Source organism: Streptomyces sp. NPDC101393, from assembly GCF_044767385.1.
Classification (GTDB): Bacteria; Actinomycetota; Actinomycetes; order Streptomycetales; family Streptomycetaceae; genus Streptomyces.
In genome coordinates, this window is record NZ_JBIWNU010000006.1 from 348,526 (window position 1) to 367,065 (window position 18,540).

Annotated in this window: 12 protein-coding genes; 10 read left to right on the forward strand and 2 right to left on the reverse strand. The window is 68.9% G+C overall.

Annotated elements, in window-relative coordinates; genetic code table 11:
• Positions 1-30: 30 nt before the first annotated feature.
• Complete coding sequence (locus ACIRQ7_RS21260) at positions 31-3,783, reverse strand: GH92 family glycosyl hydrolase (RefSeq protein ID WP_404264352.1); 3,753 nt, start codon at positions 3,781-3,783, stop codon at positions 31-33.
• Positions 3,784-3,970: 187 nt separating this feature from the next.
• Complete coding sequence (locus ACIRQ7_RS21265) at positions 3,971-4,600, reverse strand: hypothetical protein (RefSeq protein WP_404264354.1); 630 nt, start codon at positions 4,598-4,600, stop codon at positions 3,971-3,973.
• 608 nt (positions 4,601-5,208) lie between these two features.
• Here ACIRQ7_RS21265 and ACIRQ7_RS21270 point away from each other — a divergent pair.
• From ACIRQ7_RS21270 to ACIRQ7_RS21315, 10 genes are all read left to right on the forward strand, one after another.
• Positions 5,209-5,988 carry a phytanoyl-CoA dioxygenase family protein gene (locus tag ACIRQ7_RS21270; RefSeq protein ID WP_404264356.1) on the forward strand — a complete coding sequence of 260 codons (780 nt, stop codon included), beginning with the start codon at positions 5,209-5,211 and terminating at the stop codon, positions 5,986-5,988.
• A gap of 71 nt (positions 5,989-6,059) precedes the next feature.
• Positions 6,060-7,916: an NAD-dependent epimerase/dehydratase family protein gene (locus tag ACIRQ7_RS21275; protein ID WP_404264358.1), complete on the forward strand. Its 1,857-nt coding sequence runs from the start codon at positions 6,060-6,062 to the stop codon at positions 7,914-7,916.
• 117 nt (positions 7,917-8,033) lie between these two features.
• Positions 8,034-9,875 (forward strand): asparagine synthase (glutamine-hydrolyzing), encoded by a 1,842-nt coding sequence (asnB, locus tag ACIRQ7_RS21280; RefSeq protein WP_404264360.1) that lies wholly within the window; start codon positions 8,034-8,036, stop codon positions 9,873-9,875.
• A 76-nt stretch (positions 9,876-9,951) separates the two neighbouring features.
• The gene (locus ACIRQ7_RS21285) at positions 9,952-11,211 is read left to right on the forward strand and encodes an MFS transporter (RefSeq protein ID WP_404264362.1); all 1,260 of its coding nucleotides are present in this window, start codon (positions 9,952-9,954) and stop codon (positions 11,209-11,211) included.
• Positions 11,212-11,873: 662 nt separating this feature from the next.
• Complete coding sequence (gene ngcE, locus ACIRQ7_RS21290) at positions 11,874-13,304, forward strand: N-acetylglucosamine/diacetylchitobiose ABC transporter substrate-binding protein (RefSeq protein WP_404264364.1); 1,431 nt, start codon at positions 11,874-11,876, stop codon at positions 13,302-13,304.
• 196 nt (positions 13,305-13,500) lie between these two features.
• The gene (locus tag ACIRQ7_RS21295; protein ID WP_404264580.1) at positions 13,501-14,442 is read left to right on the forward strand and encodes a carbohydrate ABC transporter permease; all 942 of its coding nucleotides are present in this window, start codon (positions 13,501-13,503) and stop codon (positions 14,440-14,442) included.
• Between the two features lie 21 nt (positions 14,443-14,463).
• Positions 14,464-15,354: a carbohydrate ABC transporter permease gene (locus tag ACIRQ7_RS21300; RefSeq protein ID WP_401470903.1), complete on the forward strand. Its 891-nt coding sequence runs from the start codon at positions 14,464-14,466 to the stop codon at positions 15,352-15,354.
• 37 nt (positions 15,355-15,391) lie between these two features.
• Positions 15,392-16,654: an ABC transporter substrate-binding protein gene (locus ACIRQ7_RS21305; protein ID WP_401470900.1), complete on the forward strand. Its 1,263-nt coding sequence runs from the start codon at positions 15,392-15,394 to the stop codon at positions 16,652-16,654.
• Positions 16,655-16,693: 39 nt separating this feature from the next.
• Positions 16,694-17,635: a carbohydrate ABC transporter permease gene (locus ACIRQ7_RS21310; protein WP_404264581.1), complete on the forward strand. Its 942-nt coding sequence runs from the start codon at positions 16,694-16,696 to the stop codon at positions 17,633-17,635.
• Positions 17,635-18,498, forward strand: coding sequence for a carbohydrate ABC transporter permease (locus ACIRQ7_RS21315; RefSeq protein ID WP_403668409.1), 864 nt, complete (start codon positions 17,635-17,637; stop codon positions 18,496-18,498). Before ACIRQ7_RS21310 ends, ACIRQ7_RS21315 begins: the two co-directional genes overlap by 1 nt.
• Positions 18,499-18,540 lie beyond the last annotated feature (42 nt).

Here is an 18,540-nt window from a genome sequence, read left to right on the forward strand (position 1 = left end):
TTCGTCATTGACGGCCTACGCGGGCAAGACTCAGCTCAGCAGCTCGACCTCCGCGAGCGTCGCCGAGCCGTCGAGGACGAGCCGGTAGTGCCGGTAGGCGCCCGGATCCGCCACGGTGAAGGCCCGCGTCTGCTTGTCCCAGGCGAAGGACTCCTCGGACCGTTTGTCCAACCGCTGCCACTTCTTGCCGTCGCGGGAGCCTTCGAGCACCCAGCCACGGGGCGCCTTCGCCCTGTCCGACGAGGTCAGGGTGTACTGCGCGGCCTTGGTCGGCTCGGTGACCGGCAGCTCCACCGAGGATGTGGTGGCGTCCGTGGCCGAGGTGTTGTCGAAGAGCGCGCCGTCACCCTTGAGGGCGTCACCGCGCGGCGACGGCACCTTGTCGTCCTGCGTGATGGACGAGGGCTGGGCGTTTCGGCCCGTGCCCCACGACGACGGCTTCGGGCCCATGTCGAACTCCAGGACCCCGCCGCGGGCGATCTCCTTGTGGGGGAGGGCCGTCGAGGTCCACTTCTTGCCGTTGACCCGCAGGCCCTGGACGTACACGTTCTTGGCGCTGTTCTTCGGCGCCTTGACGACGAGGTCGCGCCCGCCGTCCAGATGCACGGTCATCCTGGTGAACTGCGGCGAGCCGATCGCGTACTCGCCGCTGCCCATGACCAGCGGGTAGAAGCCGAGCGAGGAGAAGAGGTACCAGGCGGACTGCTCGCCGTTGTCCTCGTCGCCGTGGTAGCCCTGGCCGATCTCGCTGCCGGTGTAGAGGCGGGAGAGGACCTCGCGGACCTTCTCCTGGGTCCGGTACGGCTCACCGGACGCGTCGTACATGTAGGCGACGTGGTGGGCGACCTGGTTGGAGTGCCCGTACATGCCCATGCGGACGTCGCGGGCCTCCGTCATCTCATGGATGACGCCTCCGTAGGAGCCGGCGAACTCGGCGGAGCCGGTCTCCGGAGTGGCGAAGTACGTGTCGAGTTTGTCGCCGAGGCCCTTGCGGCCGCCGTACAGATTGGCCAGGCCGCGCGAGTCCTGCGGGGCGGTGAAGGCGTAGCCCCAGGCGTTCGTCTCCGTGTAGTCGTAACCCCATACGCGCGGGTCGAACTTGTCCGAGGGGACGCGCCAGTCGCCCTTCTCCGTCTTGCCCTGGAAGAACCCGGCCTTGCCGTCGAAGAGCTTCACGTACTCGCGGGCGCGGTTGAGGAAGTACGCGGCCTCCTCCTTGTAGTGCTGCTTGCCGGTCTTCTTGTAGAGGGCCGTCCCCATGCGCGAGATGCCGTAGTCGTTGAGGTAGCCCTCCAGCGCCCAGGACAGGCCCTCGTGGGTCTCGCTGGGGGTGTAGCCGAGGAAGGGCGAGGAGGTCATGCCCTTGCGGCCGACGCCCGAACTCGGCGGTACCACCGTCGCGTTCTTCAGTGCCGCGTCGTACGCCTCCTCCGCGTCGAAGTCGACGCCCTTGACGTATGCGTCGGCGAACGCGACATCCGACGAGGTGCCCGTCATCAGGTCGGCATAGCCGGGCGAGGACCAACGCGACGTCCAGCCGCCGTCCTTGTACTGCTGCACGAAGCCGTCGACCAGCTCGCCCGCCTTCTTCGGGGTGAGGAGGGAGTAGGCGGGCCAGGTCGTGCGGTAGGTGTCCCAGAAGCCGTTGTTGACGTACGGCTTGCCCTTGACGATCTTCGCGCCGGTATGGGTCGGGGTGTCGGGGCCCGTCTGCGGCGAGAAGGGTGAGGCGTACCGGTAGGTCGAACCGACCTTCTCGAAGCCGGAGTTGGGGTAGAGGTACAGCCGGTACAGGCTGGAGTAGAGCGTGGTCCGCTGCCCCTCGCTCGCGCCCTCCACCTCCACCTTGCCCAGGATGTCGTCCCAGCTCTTCTGGGCCCGCTTCCGCACGCCCTCGAAGGAGGTTCCCGACGGGATCTCCCGGCCGAGGTTGGCCTTGGCCTGGTCGAGGCTGATGAGGGAGGTCGCCAGACGCAGGTTGACCGTCCGGTCCTTGCCGGCGTCGAAGCGCAGGTAGCCGGTGACGTCACCGCCCCCGCCGCCGTCGAGCTTGCCGCCGGCGGTGGCCGGCGCGTCGAAGGTGCCGTAGACGAAGAGCCGGGTGGCGCCGGTGGAGAGGCCGGATTTGACGTCGGAGAAGCCGCTCACGACACCGTTCTCCTTGTCGAGGGTCAGCCCGCCCTTCTCCGAGACGTTGTCGAAGATGACGCTGGCGTCCTTACCGGGATAGGTGAACCGCAGCATCGCGGCATGATCGGTCGGCGCCATCTCGGCCTTGAGGCCGTTCTCGAAGGTCACGCCGTAGTAGTGCGGGCGCGCCGTCTCCTTCTCGTGCCGGAAGGGCAGGGCGCGCTTGGTGCGCGACGCCGACGGGGTGCCGCCGGCAGCCGACGGCATCATCTGGAAGGTCTGCCGGTCGCCCATCCAGGGGCTCGGCTCATGGCTCGCGCTGAACGCCTGGATCGTCGGCAGATTGTCCGCGTTGTTGCCGCGCGCGTAGTCGTAGAGCCAGCTCAGGGAGCCCGCGTTGGTCACCGGCGTCCAGAAGTTGAAGCCGTGCGGGACGGCCGTGGCGGGGAAGGTGTTACCGCGTGAGAAGCCGCCGCTGGAGTGGGTGCCGCGGGTGGTCTGCGCGTAGTCCGAGGGGTGGGCCCTGGGCTTTTCGGGGGCCTTCTCCTTCAGCGAGACGTCGTCCACCCAGCCGCGGAACTTCGCGGGCCCCTTGGGCGCGTCGTACGCGACGAGCACCCGGTCGACGGTCCTGCCGGCCGCGACCTGTCCGATCCGTGCGGCGACGTTGTTCCACTGGTTGACGTAGAGCCCCTTCGCGGCGCCCTGGCCCTGCGGGCTCAGCGGGAAGCCGTGCTGGTCCATGGCCTTGAGGTCACTCAGATAGCTGCCGTCGGTGAAGGCCAGGTCCACGGCGACGTTCGTGGCGGCGTAGTCGCGGTCGCCCTCGGCCATCGAGGGGAAGACCCGGTACGACAGCTCGGTGTCGCGTCGCACCGCGACGTTCACATCGAAGACCTTGTTGTACGAGTAGCCACGGCCGCCGGCCTTGTGGGTGCCCGCATAACGCAGCGCGTGCCGGCCGGTGAATCCGGCACCCGGCTTCGCGGTCGGGGAGGCGCTCGGGCCACGGTCGACGAGGGAGAGCATGTCTTCGGGGGCGGGGCTGTCGCTGCCGCCGACGGAGAGCTGGACGTCGGAGAGCTGGAGGGCGTCGGAGGCGCCGTTGTTGCCGGTGACGTCGAGGCGGTAGTGGTCGTACGCGGTGGCGTTCTCGAACGCGTACTTCTTGCTCTGATGCCGCCGCGGGAAGGACTCGCCCTTTCGGGTGTCCAGGTCCTTCCAGTCCTTGCCGTCCGTGGAGCCCCGCAGGGTCCAGTCCGCGGGGTCGCGCTCGGCGTGGTCGTTCGCGGAGGTCAGCGCGTACGTCACGACCTTCGCGGGCTCGTCCAGGGCGAACTCGGCCCAGCCGGTGGGCTCGGTGGTCAGCCACTTGCTGGCCGGATCACCGTCGACGAGGTTCTCCTTGACCTCACCGGCGCCGGAGTTCTCGCCGCTGGCGCGGACTTCGGTGATGTGGTCGTTCACGCTGCCGGGGATCCCGGAAGTGAACTCGCCGTTGACCCCGTCGGCCCGCTTCTTGCCGTCGGGGCCGGTCTCCACGGTGCTGAGCCAGGTCGGTGCGGGATCCCGCTCCTCGAAGGACGAGGTGAACTCCCGGTCGGGGTGCGACGGCCGGCCCGGCTGCGCCACGGCGGCACTTTGTGCGCTCATGAGGAGTGCGCACGCCGTGGCGGCGGCGATCGCGTGCGCACCCCGTCTGAAACGAGCTCTCTGCCCCATGCGTAGGCCTCTCCCTGGTGGCTGGACAACGTTGTCAAGTCGCTGCGCAGGGTCCAGTAGGTCGGCAAGTGCCGGGCGGTGTCAAGGGTGTTGAAGGGCGTGGCGGCTGCCGGAGGGGTCAGGGGTGCGGAAAGAAGCTCACCATGTCGCGGTACTCCTGGTGGGGCGCGGCATCGGCGGCGAGCCAGTCGCCCTCGCCCGTGCGCTCCTCCCACGCGAGATGCCGCTCGGCGATCGCGCCGACCATGTCCTGCGCCAGCTGCCCCGCTTCGAACAGGTCCTGGTCCGGGGTCTGCGAACTCGCCCCGACGATCTGCCCGCGCACCTCGGCGGAGTGTCCGTAGCGGAAGCCGGCGGTGCCGCACAGATGAGGGTCGACGTGGACCGCCTCGCCGTAGTTGCGTCCGAGCCTCCGGTGGCCGGCGGCCTTGGCGGCCGCGTTCGGCAGGAACCGGTGGCCGTCGTCGCCGATGGTGACGGCGCCGAGGACCGCCTGCTCATTGGGCGTCCAGGGCCCGGCCGTGGGGTCCATGAGGACGAAGCCCATGGCTGCCCGGCCGTAGGTGCCGCGAGGTGCTGTGGACGGGTCGGCGGTGTGGTTGCGCCAGATGCTCGCCGCACGCCTGAGCCCGAGGCCGAGCAGCAACTCGTCGAGTTCCTCGGGGTCGAGGAGGTAGTCGTAGGGATTCCGGCGGTGCTGGGCGCGCACCGTCAGCCCGTGTTCCGAAACGGTCTCGCGGGCATTCAACGAAGGGCTCCTTCGGAAGTGGTTCACCGGTGGTCGGGCACCGCGGGGCGGCAAGGTCGTGGGAGATCATAGAACCCGAATCCGCTGCCGTCGGCGGGAAGGGAAAAACTGCCAGGGGGAGTGGCCCGTGAGCCCGTTCCCCGAGAACTCTTGGTAACCAATACCGCGTCATCGATGCCGGAATTGTGTCGGTTGCGGAGGGGATTAGGGTTGCGCTGTGTGCGACTTGACGAAGTATCAAAAGACCTTTCCGAAAGGCGCGTTGGGAATATCGTGATGAACGGCCCGATGCCGGTGATGCCTTGACCGGCGGGAGGATTCCTCATAGCCTTCCTGGCGCCGCGAAGATCCAATGCTGAACGGGGGGATCGGCAGACGGGGTTTTCCGGGAACGGATGGGTTTCCCGCTCTTGAGTACGTGGAGCTTCTGACTCCGTATTCATTCCGGCCGGTCACGGCCGCTTTAGCGCGGTCGGATTTCCGACTCGCGCCCTGAAATCACCGACAGCACCACAAGATCAAGTTCAGCTGTTCTCCGCCGACGTCCCGGGGCCCTGCCCAGGCGAAGTCGGCATGTCGTGCGACTACGAATGGGGAGGGGTTCCGCCATGACAGTGAGCGCTCATCTCGAACTGGCGCAGGTGTTCCAGCAGGACGGCTTCACCGCGACAGGGCCGCTGCTCTCGGCGGACGAGGTCGAGGTGTACCGGGGCATCTACGACCGCTTCCTGAGCGGTGAGATCGACAGCGGGGACAAGCGCTCCGACCTCGGCTCCCATGTTCCGCGCCGGGACGGGGTGCGGGAGAACATCACTCAGATCATGTGGCCCTCCGCGCTGCACCGGCCGATCCTGGATCTGCCGCTGCACTCCCGGGCGCTCGCGGTGGCCCGTGAACTCATCGGTGACGACGCCGAGCTGGACTTCGACATGCTGATCCACAAGGCGCCGCACACCGGGGTGCCGACCCCGTGGCACCAGGATGCGGCCTACTGGATCGACCTGCCCGACACCCGGGCCGTCTCGATCTGGGTCGCCCTGGACGAGGCCGTCCTGGACAACGGCTGCATGTGGTACGTCAAGGGCTCGCATCAGCAGCCGCTGCGCCCGCACCGGCCCACCAGCGACGGCAAGAACATCGAGACCGACTGCTCCGAGGACGAGCCGGGGGCCACCGCGGTGCCCCTGTCGCCGGGGGAGGGGGCCGCACACGGCGGCCACACCCTCCACTACTCCCGCGGCAACACCACGGACACCGTCCGCCGCGCCTACATCCTCAACTACCGCCCCGCCGCGATGATCCGGCTCGAACGCGCCCAGGGCGCGGACCACGGCCTGGAGGAGAACGTACGCAAGGTGCGCAACGCGAACGCGGACGCGGGCGAGTAGCCGGCCCCCCCGCACGCCCCTGAACCACCCGCACGCCCCTGACCGTCTCGATCACGCCTGTGAGGAATGACATGGATCCCGCGAGTCGTCCGGTGAAGCTGAGCGGCGCCGTGATGGCGCACCCCAAGCGCATGAAAGAGGCCCAGCTCCTCGCCGATGCCGATGCGAAGGGCCGGATACGGGTGACGGTCGACCCTGACCCCGAAGGCCGGCCGACGGCACTGCGTACCGCGCTGGTGTCCTGGGGGTGCGTGCCGCCGGATGCCACCCACCACCTGGTGCTGCAGGACGACGTGCTGCTGGCCGAGGGGTTCTACGAGCACGCCGAGCGCGTCGCGGCCGAGGTCCCGCACGAGGCGGTCGCCTTCTATGCCGGGTGGGAGGCCCGCAACGGCGCCGTGGCGCGGCTGGCCGCGCTGACCGGCTCCCCCTGGGCGTACACCCTCCAGGAGCACGTGCCGTGCCAGGCCTTGATGCTTCCCGCCGACGTGGCCCGGGGGTACGCGGCCTTCCAGGAGGCGCACGGCGAGGGCTGGCCCTACGACGTCGTGGTGCAGCAGTACCTCAACTCCCTGGGAATCCCGGTGCGGTTCACCACGCCCAGCACGGTGCAGCACGACGAGGTGCCCAGCATCGCCGGCAACAGCTACCACGGCTTCCGCCAGGCGACGCTCTTCTCCGGCAAGGCGGTCGAACCGTCGACGTACGCCTCGCCCCGGTTCCCGGTCGTCCCCTTCTACCAGTACGGCGACGCCCGTTGCGCGGTCCGGCGCGGCACCGAGTGGGAGTATCTGGAGACCGAGCGGTACCTGCGGCGTGCCGGTCTGCTCGACCGCTCCACGACGGCCTTCGCCGCGGCCGGGCCGTCCCCTCTCCCCGAGCGGGTGAGCCGGGCCGTGTGGCTGACCGGATTCGCCACCGGTGCGGTCACGGCCGAGGCGCCGGAGCCGGAGCCCTCGGTGGCGGCCGCGGTGATGGAGACGCTGGGCCCCGGAGGTCTGTGCGAGGACTACACCGCCGCCGAGTTGCTCGCGATGGCCCCCGCGGTGCGCGACCTCGCGCTGGCCGCGCTGGCGGAGGGGCGCCGTGCCGGACGCCACGGTGCGCAACCGGCAGCCCCCGCCCCCGGCGCCGCCCGCGTCGCCGTCACCGGAGGCGAGAGCCTCTTCAGCGGCCAACTGGCCCGGCTGCTGGAGGACATGGGCCTGCACGCCGGCCATGTCCCGGGACTGCCCCAGGCCCGCGATCTGGACGGTGTCTCCTGCGTCGTGCACATGGGCGGCACCGACGACACACTCCTCGACGACGTGCTGGCGTCCGCGGAGAGCGCCGGGGTGGAGCGCCTGGTCTACGCCGGCTCCGCCGCGGTCTACCGCGGCAGCGGCGAGCGGGCGGTGAGCGAGAAGGAGCCGGCCGGACCGCCGAACGATGCGGTCGCCCTGGAATGGTGGCGGCAGGAGGAGCGGTGCCGTCAGTGGGGCGAGCGGAGCGGCATCCCCGTGCAGGTGCTGCGCCTTGCCGACGTCGTCGGACCGTACGCCCCCGACAGCACCCCCGTGCGGTGGATTCACCTGGCCTGGACACGGCGCCCGCTGTCCCTGAACCCCCGGGGGATGCACCAGATCCTGGACTACCGGGACATGGCCGACGCGATCGGCGCCGTCCTGGCCGCCCCGCCGGTCGAAGCGGTGCTCAACGTCGCCTCGGCGACGTACGGGGAGGAGGAGCTGGCCGGGCTGCTCGCGGACGTCTCGCGCCGTACCCCCTGGGAGCGGAGCGAGGAACCCGGCGCGGAGCGGTGGACCATGGCGACGGAGCTGATCGGGAACGGGCCGGGCTGGCGCCCCTCGGCCTCCGTCGTCGAGGGCGCACGGGCCCTGGCCCAGTGGTACGCCTGCGACATCCACGGCGACTACGACGTGCCGTAGCCGCACTCTCCTGCTCGATGGCGACCGCGTACACGGCGCAAGGACCGCCCTCCACGGTGTACGCGGCCGCCGCGAGCCGGAAGCGCCCACCTCTCAGTGACTTTTCAAGGAGTGCAGATGTCCGGTATCGCCGGCTGGGTCGATTTCTCCCGCAACGTGGCACAGGAACGGGATGCCGTACGCGCCATGACGGCCACGCTGGCCCGGCGCGGGCCGGACGGTGAGGACCTCTGGCTCTCGGAACACGCCGCGCTGGGACACCGGCGGCGGTCCGTCGCCGGCGACGACCCCGCAGCCGGGCCGCTGGTCTTCCAGGACGGCTCCGGCCCGCGCGCGGCGGTGACCTACAGCGGCCAGACCTACAACGTGCGCGAGCTGCGGGCCCAACTCCGCTCCCTGGGACATTACTTCGAGACCGGAGGCGACGCCGAGGCGGTCCTGCACGCCTACCTGGAGTGGGGGCCCGAGTGCGTCACCCGGATCGAGGGGGTCTACGCCTTCGCCCTCTGGGACATCCACCGGCAGGAACTGCTGCTGGTCCGTGACCGCATGGGCGTGAAGCCGCTGCACTACGCGGTCACGCCCGGCGGCGTGCTCTTCGGCTCCGAGCCGAAAGCGGTCCTCGCCCACCCGGACTTCTCGGCCGTCGTGGACGCCGAAGGCCTCCGCGACATCCTCTCCGTTGCCAGGGTGCCCGGCCATGCGATCTTCCGCGGCATGCAGGAGGTCCGTCCGGGCCACACCGTACGGGTCACCCGGTCCGGCACGAGCGAGCGCCGCTACTGGGGCCTGGAGGTGGCGGACCACACGGAATCCCTCGACCGGACCATCGGTACCGTCCGCGATCTCCTCGAAACCGTCGTCGCCGAGCAGATGGTGGGCGACACCCCGCCCTGCGCCCTGCTCTCCGGCGGCCTGGACTCCAGCACGCTCACCGCCCTGGAGGCCAGGGCGGCCCGCAAGCAGGGCCTCGGGCCGGTCAGCTCGCTGGCCGTCAACGACCACGACCCCGCCGGGAAGACCGGCGCGCAGGGCAATGACGACCATCTCTACGCACGGGTGCTGGCCGAGCACGTCGGCACGGAGCACGGCGAGATCTCGCTCAAGGACCTCGACCTCCTCGACCCGGCGCTGCGGGCCTCGGTCCTCGCCGCGTACGACGTGCCCCTCAACAAGGGCGACCAGTACGCGTCACTGCATCTGCTGTTCCGTGCCGCCCGCGAGCACGCCGCGGTCGCCTTCTCCGGGGAGTGCGGCGACGACGTGTTCGGCGGCTACAACTGGAACCGCCTCCCCGAGTGGATCTCCACCCGCACCTTCCCCTGGGTGGCCGAGGGCCGCGACCGCTTCCGGGGCAACGCGTCCGTCTTCGAGCCCGACCTCCTGGCCAAGCTCGACCTGAGCACGTACGAGCGCGACTGCCACCACGCCGCCGTCGCCGAGATCGCGGCGGCCGACCACATCGACGACGCGGACGAGGCGCGCTACCGGGAGGTCACCTACCTGGCGCACACCCGCCACTCCCGGGTCCTCTTCGACCGCCTCGACCGGCTCGGCATGGCCTCCGGGCTGGACATCCGGGTGCCCTTCGCCGACCACCGCCTCGTCGAGTACACCTTCAACATCCCCCGGGCCATGAAGGGTTTCGACGGCCGGGAGAAGAGCCTGCTGCGCGCGGCCATGAAGGACCTGCTCCCGGAATCCGTCGCCATGCGGGTCAAGACGCCGTACCCCAACCTCCGGGACACCGCCTACGACCGGGTACTTCGCGAGCGCCTGGCAGTCGTCGTACGGACGCCGGACAGCCCCCTCGCTCCGCTGCTCTCCACCGGTCTCAAGGAAGAGGTGGCCCGGAGCGGCGCGGCCGCGCTGGAGACCGGGGTGAGCCGGGCGGTCCTGGAAACAGCCCTGCAGCTGGAGAGCTGGCTGCGGACCTACGGGGTGCGGGCGGACCTCTGAGGGGTCAACAACCGTAATTCCGGGGACCTCTGAGAGGTCTCACCGAATGTCCGCAGACCTCTCGAAGGATGCCCGCATGGTCACGCCCCTCGCCGCGCCGGCCCGGCTCTGGACCTGGAACTTCAGCCTCTACTGCACCGCCCGGATCGCCTCGATGCTGGGCGACGCGATGCTCCCGGTCGCGATGTCGGTCGCGATGCTCTCGCTCGGGTACGGGGTGAGCGCGGTCGGGTTCGCGCTGGGCGCCTGGATGGGGGCGTTCGCCCTCTTCGTCGTGTTCGGCGGGGTGTTCGCCGACCGGTTCCACCCCCGGCCGCAGATGATCGGTGCGGACGCGGTCCGGTTCCTGCTCATGGGTGCCCTGGCGGCCTACTTCTGGCTCGGGCTCCCGCCGCTGTGGTTCATCGTGGGTGTGGCGCTGCTCGGCGGGACCGCGACCGCGATGTTCCAGCCGGGCGTCACCAGCCTGGTGCCGCAGGTCGCCGCCGACCCGCAACAGGCCAACGGGGTGCTGCGGGTGGCCCAGGGGATGTCCACGATGGCGGGACCCGCGCTCTCCGGGCTGCTCGTCGCCACCACATCGGCGGCGGTGGCGTTCGCGGCCACGGCGGCGACCTTCGCGATCAGCGGGATCTGCCTGGTGGCGCTGCGGCTGCCCACCTTCACGGTGGACCGGTCGGCCTCCACGCTTCAGAACCTGCGGACCGGCTGGCACGAATTCCGGTCCCGGTCCTGGCTGTGGGCGGTCATCCTGATCTGGTGGATGCTCGGGATGTTCGTCTGGGGCCCCATCACCCCGCTCGGCGCGGCCTCCATCACCGACGCGCACGGCAGCGCCGCGTTCGGCTACGCCGAGGGGGCGTTCGGGGCCGGCTGCGTCCTCGGCGGCGTCATCGCGATCCGGGTCCGGCCGGCCCGGCCGCTCTTCGGCGGCGGGCTCGCGATGTTCCTGTTCCCGCTGATGCCGCTTGCGGCGGCCCTGGTCCCGGCGCAGCCGCTGCTCATGCTCGGGTACGCGATCAGCGGGATCGGATGGGCGTTCTGGGGCGTTCAGTGGGCCACCACCATGCAGACCCAGATCCCCGTCGACCGGCTCAACCGGGTGTCCGCCTACGAGATCGCGGGCTCGATCCTCGCCGTCCCCCTCGGGCAGATGATCGCGGGACCCGCCAGCACGGTCGTCGGCGTCCACCGCATGCTGATGCTCGCCACGGTGATCGGCTTCTGCTGCGCTCTCGCCCTCATCGTCGTGTCCCCCATCCGCCGCCTGCTGCGCGCCCCGGAGCGCGTGCGCGTCACGGCGGACTCCCCCTCCTTCGAATCGACCATCCAATGATGGGGGCGGCCCCCGTGCGGTACCGCATGACGGTGAGAGGAAGCGGCTGTCCCGGCATCACCCGCGCCGCGTGCATGGCCGAACTGGGCCACGAGGTCCGCCCGGTGCCGGCGGGCCGGCACGCGCCCGGCGACGTCTGGACGTACTGGCCCTCGCCCGTGGCGGGGAAGCCCCCATGGGACGCACCAGGCTGCTCACCCGGACGGAACTCGCCAGGAGCTGCGCCGGCCACGCCACGACCGCGCCCGCGACAAGGGGAGGACTACGGCCTGGTCATGGGGGTCACCGGGCGCAGCGCGGGCGAGCTCCTGCCGCAGGTCACGTACCCCTACCGCGACCACGCGCAGCAGATGACGGAACAGGAGGACTACCGCGACGAGGCGGAGTTCGAGGCGCGGCGCTTCCCCTGGTTTCTCGGACATGCCCTGCGACACGCCGCGAGCCGCCCCGGCGCACTGGCAGGCTGGCGGGATGCCGTGCCCCACAGGAGGTCTCAACTCGGAAAAGACCGGGGTCGAAACCTGCATTCGATCTTGCCCAGTTGGCGGGAAGAGGACTATACCTGTCGGCGTCAGCACCGTACGGCCTCAGCTTCACACCACCGCGGTGCCGGGGAGGGTCCGGTTCACCGCCTGAGTCCCGGAGAAGGCGAGGACTTGAGCATGGGATCCACCAGCCTCAACCGTCGTGACGTAATGAAGAGGGCGGCGGCAGCAGGTCTTCTCTCGGTGCCCGCCGTCGGCGCTCTCAGCTCCTGTGCCAGCGCCGGTGGCGAGGAGAACGATGCGGAGCGGGGCACGAAGACCGCGAAGAACCCGCTCGGTGTGAAGCAGGACGCGGGCCTGGCCGTCTACATCTTCAACGGCGGCTACGGGGACAAGTACGCCCAGTACGTGACCGACATGTACGCCGACAAGTACCCCAAGGCCAGGCCGCAGCAGAAGGCCACGGAACGTATCGCGACGCAGCTCCAGCCGAAGATCATCCGCGGCAACCCGACGGCCGACGTGATCAACAACTCCGGCGTCGACGACATGAACATCGGCAAGCTCGTGAAGAACGAGCAGGTGGCCGACCTCACCGAGCTGCTCGACGCGCCCTCGTGGGACGCCCCGGACGTCAAGGTGCGCGACACGCTCGTCGCCGGCATGGACAAGATGGGCAGCTTCGGCACCGACGGCTGCTATCAGCTCAACATCGCGATGACGGCGTACGGCAACTGGTACTCCAAGCGGCTCCTGGAGGACGAGCTGGAGATGGCGTACCCGAAGACCTGGGACGAGATGCTCGCCGTCTGCCGCAAGGCCAAGTCCAAGGGCATCCACGGCTGGAGCTACCCGGGCGGCCACGCCCGCTACATGCTCTTCAGCATGTACGCGATGTTCGCCCAGGTCGGCGGGCGCGACGTCATCGAGGCGATGGACTACCTGGAGCCGAACGCCTGGAAGCACGACGCGGTGAAGTCCGTCCTGGAGGCGTTCGAGGAACTCGTCGCCAAGAAGTATGTGCTGACCGGTTTCGACGGCCAGGACGCCCACACCGAGATGCAGACCGCCTGGACCAAGGGCAAGTGCGTCTTCATCCCCGACGGCTCCTGGGTGGAGAACGAGGCCAAGGACACCACCCCGAAGGGATTCGGGATGTCGGTGGGCGCGACCCCCTCGCTCGACAGGAGCGACAAGATGCCGTTCGGCACTCTCTACGCCCCGCCCGGCGAGCCCTTCCTCGTTCCGGCCAAGGCCAGGAACGTGCGGGGCGGCATGGAGTGGCTCCGGATGATGTACAGCAAGAAGGCCGCGCAGAACTTCTTCCGGGAGGTCTCCTCGATCCCCGCTCTCAAGGGCGCCATCGACGGAATGGACCTGCCGCCCGGCGTCGACAGCGCGCAGAAGGCGATCACGGCCGCCGGCGACAACGTCGTCATCCCGTTCTTCAAGGAGTGGTACGAGGAGCTCTTCGAGAACGACTTCGACGGCGCCATGGCCAAGTTCATGGTCGGTGACATGACGGTGCAGGGCGTCATGGACACCATGCAGAAGGCGTCCGACCGGGTGGCCAAGGACCCCGACATCACCAAGGTCAAGAAGGCCTGACCCGCACGGACCGGGCCGGGCACGGCACAGCGCAGTTCAGCAGGGACCAGTACGGAGCACGGGCACAGCAGAGCTGAATCGGGGCGGCGTGAGCGCACAGACACGGGTGGAGAAGCCTCCACCCTCCCAAACGGCGGACAGCCGAACGCACGAAGCGCCCGCGCCGGGGCGGCTGCTGTTTCTCGCGGCGGTCCTGCTGCCGCCCCGCTTCACACCCGAGGCGGTGCGCAACCACCGCAGATACCGCACGCTCGACAAGTACCGCTTCGTCGCCGGCTTCCTGGTCCTGCCCCTCGCCTTCTACGCGGTCTTCGTCATCTCGCCGTTCATCCAGGCGGTCTACTACTCGTTCACCGACTGGTCGGGCGGGGCGGTGGCGAACTTCATCGGGTTCGGCAACTTCGTCAAGATGTGGCACGACGAGCGTTTCTGGGACTCCGCGACCACCAGCCTCACCCTGCTCGTCCTCGCCCCGCTCCTCACCCTCGTCCTGGGCATGTTCTTCGCCTACATGCTCACGGCGGGCGGCCGGCACCGCCGGGGCCAGGCCGTTTCGGGCGTCGCCGGGTCCCCGCTCTACAAGGTCGTCTACTTCTTCCCGCAGGTCCTCTCCGTCGCCATCATCGCCGTCGTGTGGGGGAGGGTCTTCAGCACCAACAGCGGCCTGCTCAACGGCGCCCTGGAATCCGCCGGGGTGGACGGCCCCGCCTGGCTGGGCGGGGACAAGAGCCTCGCCCTCATCGCGGTCCTCACCGTGCTCTCCTGGAGCTTCGTCGGCTTCTACGTGGTGCTGTTCTCCGCGGCGATGGGCGCGATCCCCCAGGACATCTACGAAGCCGCGCTCCTGGACGGCGCGGGCCGGGCCCGGACCTTCTTCAGCGTCACCCTCCCGCTGATCTGGGACACCGTACGGACCGGCTGGATCTACATGGGCATCCAGGCCCTCGACTCGTTCGCGATCGTCCTCGTCATGGTGCCGGGCAACGCCCTGAAGGTGACCCCGGTCTTCCTCTACGAACGCTTCCGTGACGGCCAGTTCGGCTACGCCACCTCCATCGGTGTCGTGCTCCTCGTCCTCAGCGTGGTGTTCTCGTTGATCATCATGCGGGTCGGGAACCGCGACCGGATCGAATACTGAGACCGCGGGAGCCGCATCGCCATGACGACCACCTCCGAGACAGCGGTCCGCGCCGAGGGCACCCGGCCCCGGCGTCCCCGCTCCGAGAGCGCCACCCTCAACGTCTTCTCGCACGCCTTCCTCGTCCTGTGGGTGGTGATGGCGGCGGGCCCGCTGATCTGGGTTGCGCTGACCTCGTTCCGCACGTCGGGCGACATTCTCAGCGACCCGATGAGCTTTCCGTCGTCGCTGCACTGGGAGAACTTCTCGCACGCCTGGGCCGAGGCCAACATCGGCCGCTACGCCCTCAACTCGCTGATCATCCTGGCGGGTTCGCTCACCGGCACCATGCTGCTCGGGTCGATGGCCGCCTACGTGATCGCCCGGTTCGCCTTCCCCGGCAACCGCGGCATCTTCCTGCTGTTCGCGGGCGGCATGATGTTCCCGGTCATCCTCGCGCTGGTGCCGCTGTACGCGGTCATGGAGAACTTCGGTCTCCTCGACACCCGGCCGGGCCTGATCATCGCGTATATCGCCTACTCCCTGCCCTTCACGGTCTTCTTCCTGACCTCCTTCTTCCGTACGCTGCCCAGCGGCGTCCAGGAGGCCGCGATGGTCGACGGGGCCTCGCACACCCGCACGTTCTTCCAGATCATGCTGCCGATGGCCAAGCCCGGTCTGGTCAGCATCGGCATCTTCAACTTCCTCGGCCAGTGGAACCAGTACCTGCTTCCGCTCCTCCTCAACAACGAGAGCGAGGGCAGCTATGTGCTGCCCCAGGGTCTCGCCTCGCTCGCGATCTCCCAGGGCAGTCATGGCGACTGGGGAGCGCTCTACGCGGGCCTGACGATCGCGATGCTCCCGGTGCTTCTCGTGTACGTGGTCTTCCAGCGTCAAGTACAGGCCGGCCTGACCGCAGGCGCCCTCAAGTGACTTTCAAGTCGACACCGATGTCGAAGGGTTGAACAGCATGAGGAATCGAATAATCGCCACCGGTGCGGCAACACTCGCCATGGCGCTGGGAGCCACCGCCTGCGGTGGCGGCAGCGACAGCGGCGACGGCAAGACCATCAAGCTCGTCGCCGCCGACTACGGGGACAAGGCCTCCAACGCGTCCAAGGTCTACTGGGCGGACGTGAAGAAGGACTTCGAGAAGGCGAACAAGGGCTACAAGGTCGACGTCCAGGTGGTCAACTGGAACGAGATCGACAAGACCGTGAAGAACATGATCCAGGCGGGCAACGAGCCGGACCTGCTGCAGACCGGCGGCTACGCCGACAAGGTCGCCGACGATCTGCTCTACAAGGCGGACGAGGTGATGTCGGCCAAGACGCGCGCGAACCTCATCCCCTCCTTCGCGCAGGCCGGCGAGGTGAAGGGCACCCAGTACGGCATTCCGTGGGTCTCCTCCAGCCGCGTGCTGTTCTACAACAAGGCCGTCCTGAAGAAGGCCGGCGTCAAGAACCCGCCCGGCAACTGGGACGAACTCGCCGCCGCCGCACAGAAGATCAAGTCCTCGAAGGCGGCGGACATCCCGTACGCCCTGCCCCTCGGTCCCGAGGAGCCCCAGGGCGAAACGATGATGTGGGAGCTGGGCAACGGCGGCGGCTACACCGACGCGAGCGGCAAGTACACCCTCGACAGCGCGAAGAACGTCGAGACCTTCAACTGGCTCAAGACCAGCCTCGTCAAGCCCGGCCTCACCTACGCCAACCCCGCCTCCACCGACCGCAAGACGGCCTTCGCCGACTTCGCGGCCGGCAAGGCCGGCATGCTCAACGGCCACCCCAGCCTGATCCAGATGGCCAAGGAGGGCAAGGTCGACTACGGCGTCGCGCCCATCCCCGGCAAGGACGGGCCGCTGAACAGCACCCTGGGCGTGGCCGACTGGATGATGGCCTTCAAGGACGGTGGCGCGGACAAGGAAGGCGTGAAGAAGTTCCTGGACTTCACGTACTCCAAGAAGATGCTGAAGTTCGACGAGATGTACAACCTCATGCCGGTCACCCAGGACGTGCTCAAGGACATGCAGAGCAGCGGCAAGCACAAGGACCTCGAACCGTTCTTCGAGGTGCTGCCGAAGGCAAAGTTCTACCCGCTGGGCGACACCTCCTGGGACGTCATCTCGGCCGAGATCAAGAAGACCGGCGGCAAGGCCGTCTCCGACAACCCCCAGCAGGTCCTCGGCGACCTGCAGAAGAAGGCCGAGTCGGCGGCCGCCGACGCCAAGTAGCGGGCGCTTCGCCCTCGTTCACAAGGAGCCCTGGTGTCTTTGAAGGCCCCGCCGTCCCCGGCCGGCACCGGCCCGGGACGGACCGGGCGCGTACGCCGGCCGGCAAGGCGCCCTGGCGGCCTTGCCCGGCTCGGCCCGCTGCCCTGGATAGCGCCCGTCGTCCTGCTGATCCTCGCCGTGGTCGTCTGGCCGGTCGTCGAGCTGATCCGCACCTCGTTCCTCAACATCTCCATCGCCGGGAAGGTGCGCGGCGGCGCGGGGACCGACAAGTTCACGAAGCTCTTCGAGGAGAGCGACCTCGGAGCCGTCCTGCTGTGGACGGCGGTGTGGACCGTGGTCGTCGTGGCCGTCACGATGCTGCTCTCACTCGCCCTCGCCCAGCTGTTCAACCAGAAGTTCCCCGGCCGCCGCATCACGCGCTGGGCGCTGATCGCTCCCTGGGCGGCGTCCGTGCTGATGACCGCGATCGGCTTCAAGTGGATGCTCAGCCAGACCGCCGGTGTGCTCAACACGCTGCTGCTGGACCTCGGCCTCATCGACACATCCCGGGACTGGCTGGGCTCCGCGGGGACCGCCTGGCCGTGGATGATGGCGGTCGCGGTCTTCGTGTCGCTGCCCTTCACCACCTACACGCTCCTCGCCGGTCTCCAGACCATCCCGCAGGACATCTACGAGGCCTCACGGATCGACGGGGCGGGCGTCTGGCAGACCTACCGGCGCATCACCCTGCCCCTGCTGCGCCCGGCCTTCCTCGTCGGTGTGGTCATCAACCTCATCAACGTCTTCAACTCCTTCCCCATCATCTGGGCCATGACGCAGGGCGGTCCGGGCTATGACACCTCCACGACCATGGTGTTCATGTACAAGCTGAAGGAGACCGACATCGGCGAGTCCGCGGCCCTGTCGGTGGTCAACTTCGCGATGGTCGTGGTGCTGGTGCTGATCTTCTTGAAGGTCAGCCGGTGGAACGAGGAGGACTGATGGCCACCGCGACGGCGGCCCGCCCGGGGACCCGCGCGCCCAAGCGCACCTTCCGGCCGCGCACCCTTGTCATCACGGTCTGCGCCTGGGCGCTCGCCGCGCTCTTCCTGGCGCCGTATCTGGAGATGATCGTCACCGCGCTGCGCCCCAAGAGCGAGCTGCGGGACCGCACCTACCTGCCGCAGCACTTCGAGTGGGCGAACTTCATCGACGTCTGGAAGGAGTCCGAGCTCGGCCAGAACCTGCAGGTGAGCCTGCTCATCGCGGGCGGCGCCACGCTGCTGGTGCTGCTGGTCTCGCTGCCCGCCGCCTACTACACCGCGCGGAGGCGCTACCGGGGGCGCAAGCTCTTCCTGCTGCTCGTCCTGGTCACCCAGATGTTCCAGCCCACCGCGCTGCTGGTCGGCCTCTACCGGGAGTTCCACGAGCTGGACATGCTGAACTCGGTCGGGACGCTGATCCTCACCAACGCGGCGTTCAACCTCGCCTTCGCGGTGTGGATCCTGACGGCCTATATCGGCTCCATCCCGCCGGAGTTGGAGGAGGCCGCCATGGTGGACGGCACCAGCCGGTTCGGCGCCATGATGAAGGTGACGCTGCCGCTGGCGCTGCCCGGAGTCGTCACGGCCGTGATCTTCACCTTCATCTCGGCGTGGAACGAGTTCGTGATGGGGCTCACGCTCACCACCGAGCCGGACAAGCAGCCGCTGACGGTCGGCATCAACAACTTCATCGGCGCGTACACCGTGCAGTGGAATTACCTCTTCGCCGCGTCCGTGGTGGCGATCGTGCCCGTGGTGATCCTGTTCGCCTTCATCGAGCGGCACGTCGTCTCGGGCCTGACGGCGGGCTCGGTCAAGTAGCCCGTCCGGATGGCTCGCTGCGTGACTGTTTCGACTCAAGGA

Coding starts and splice junctions, on each gene's coding strand:
- ACIRQ7_RS21260 (WP_404264352.1), bottom strand. CDS start 3,783: ATGAGCGCACAAAGTGCCGCCGTGGCGCAGCCGGGCCGGCCGTCGCAC.
- ACIRQ7_RS21270 (WP_404264356.1), top strand. CDS start 5,209: ATGACAGTGAGCGCTCATCTCGAACTGGCGCAGGTGTTCCAGCAGGAC.
- ACIRQ7_RS21275 (WP_404264358.1), top strand. CDS start 6,060: ATGGATCCCGCGAGTCGTCCGGTGAAGCTGAGCGGCGCCGTGATGGCG.
- asnB (WP_404264360.1), top strand. CDS start 8,034: ATGTCCGGTATCGCCGGCTGGGTCGATTTCTCCCGCAACGTGGCACAG.
- ACIRQ7_RS21285 (WP_404264362.1), top strand. CDS start 9,952: ATGGTCACGCCCCTCGCCGCGCCGGCCCGGCTCTGGACCTGGAACTTC.
- ngcE (WP_404264364.1), top strand. CDS start 11,874: ATGGGATCCACCAGCCTCAACCGTCGTGACGTAATGAAGAGGGCGGCG.
- ACIRQ7_RS21300 (WP_401470903.1), top strand. CDS start 14,464: ATGACGACCACCTCCGAGACAGCGGTCCGCGCCGAGGGCACCCGGCCC.
- ACIRQ7_RS21305 (WP_401470900.1), top strand. CDS start 15,392: ATGAGGAATCGAATAATCGCCACCGGTGCGGCAACACTCGCCATGGCG.
- ACIRQ7_RS21315 (WP_403668409.1), top strand. CDS start 17,635: ATGGCCACCGCGACGGCGGCCCGCCCGGGGACCCGCGCGCCCAAGCGC.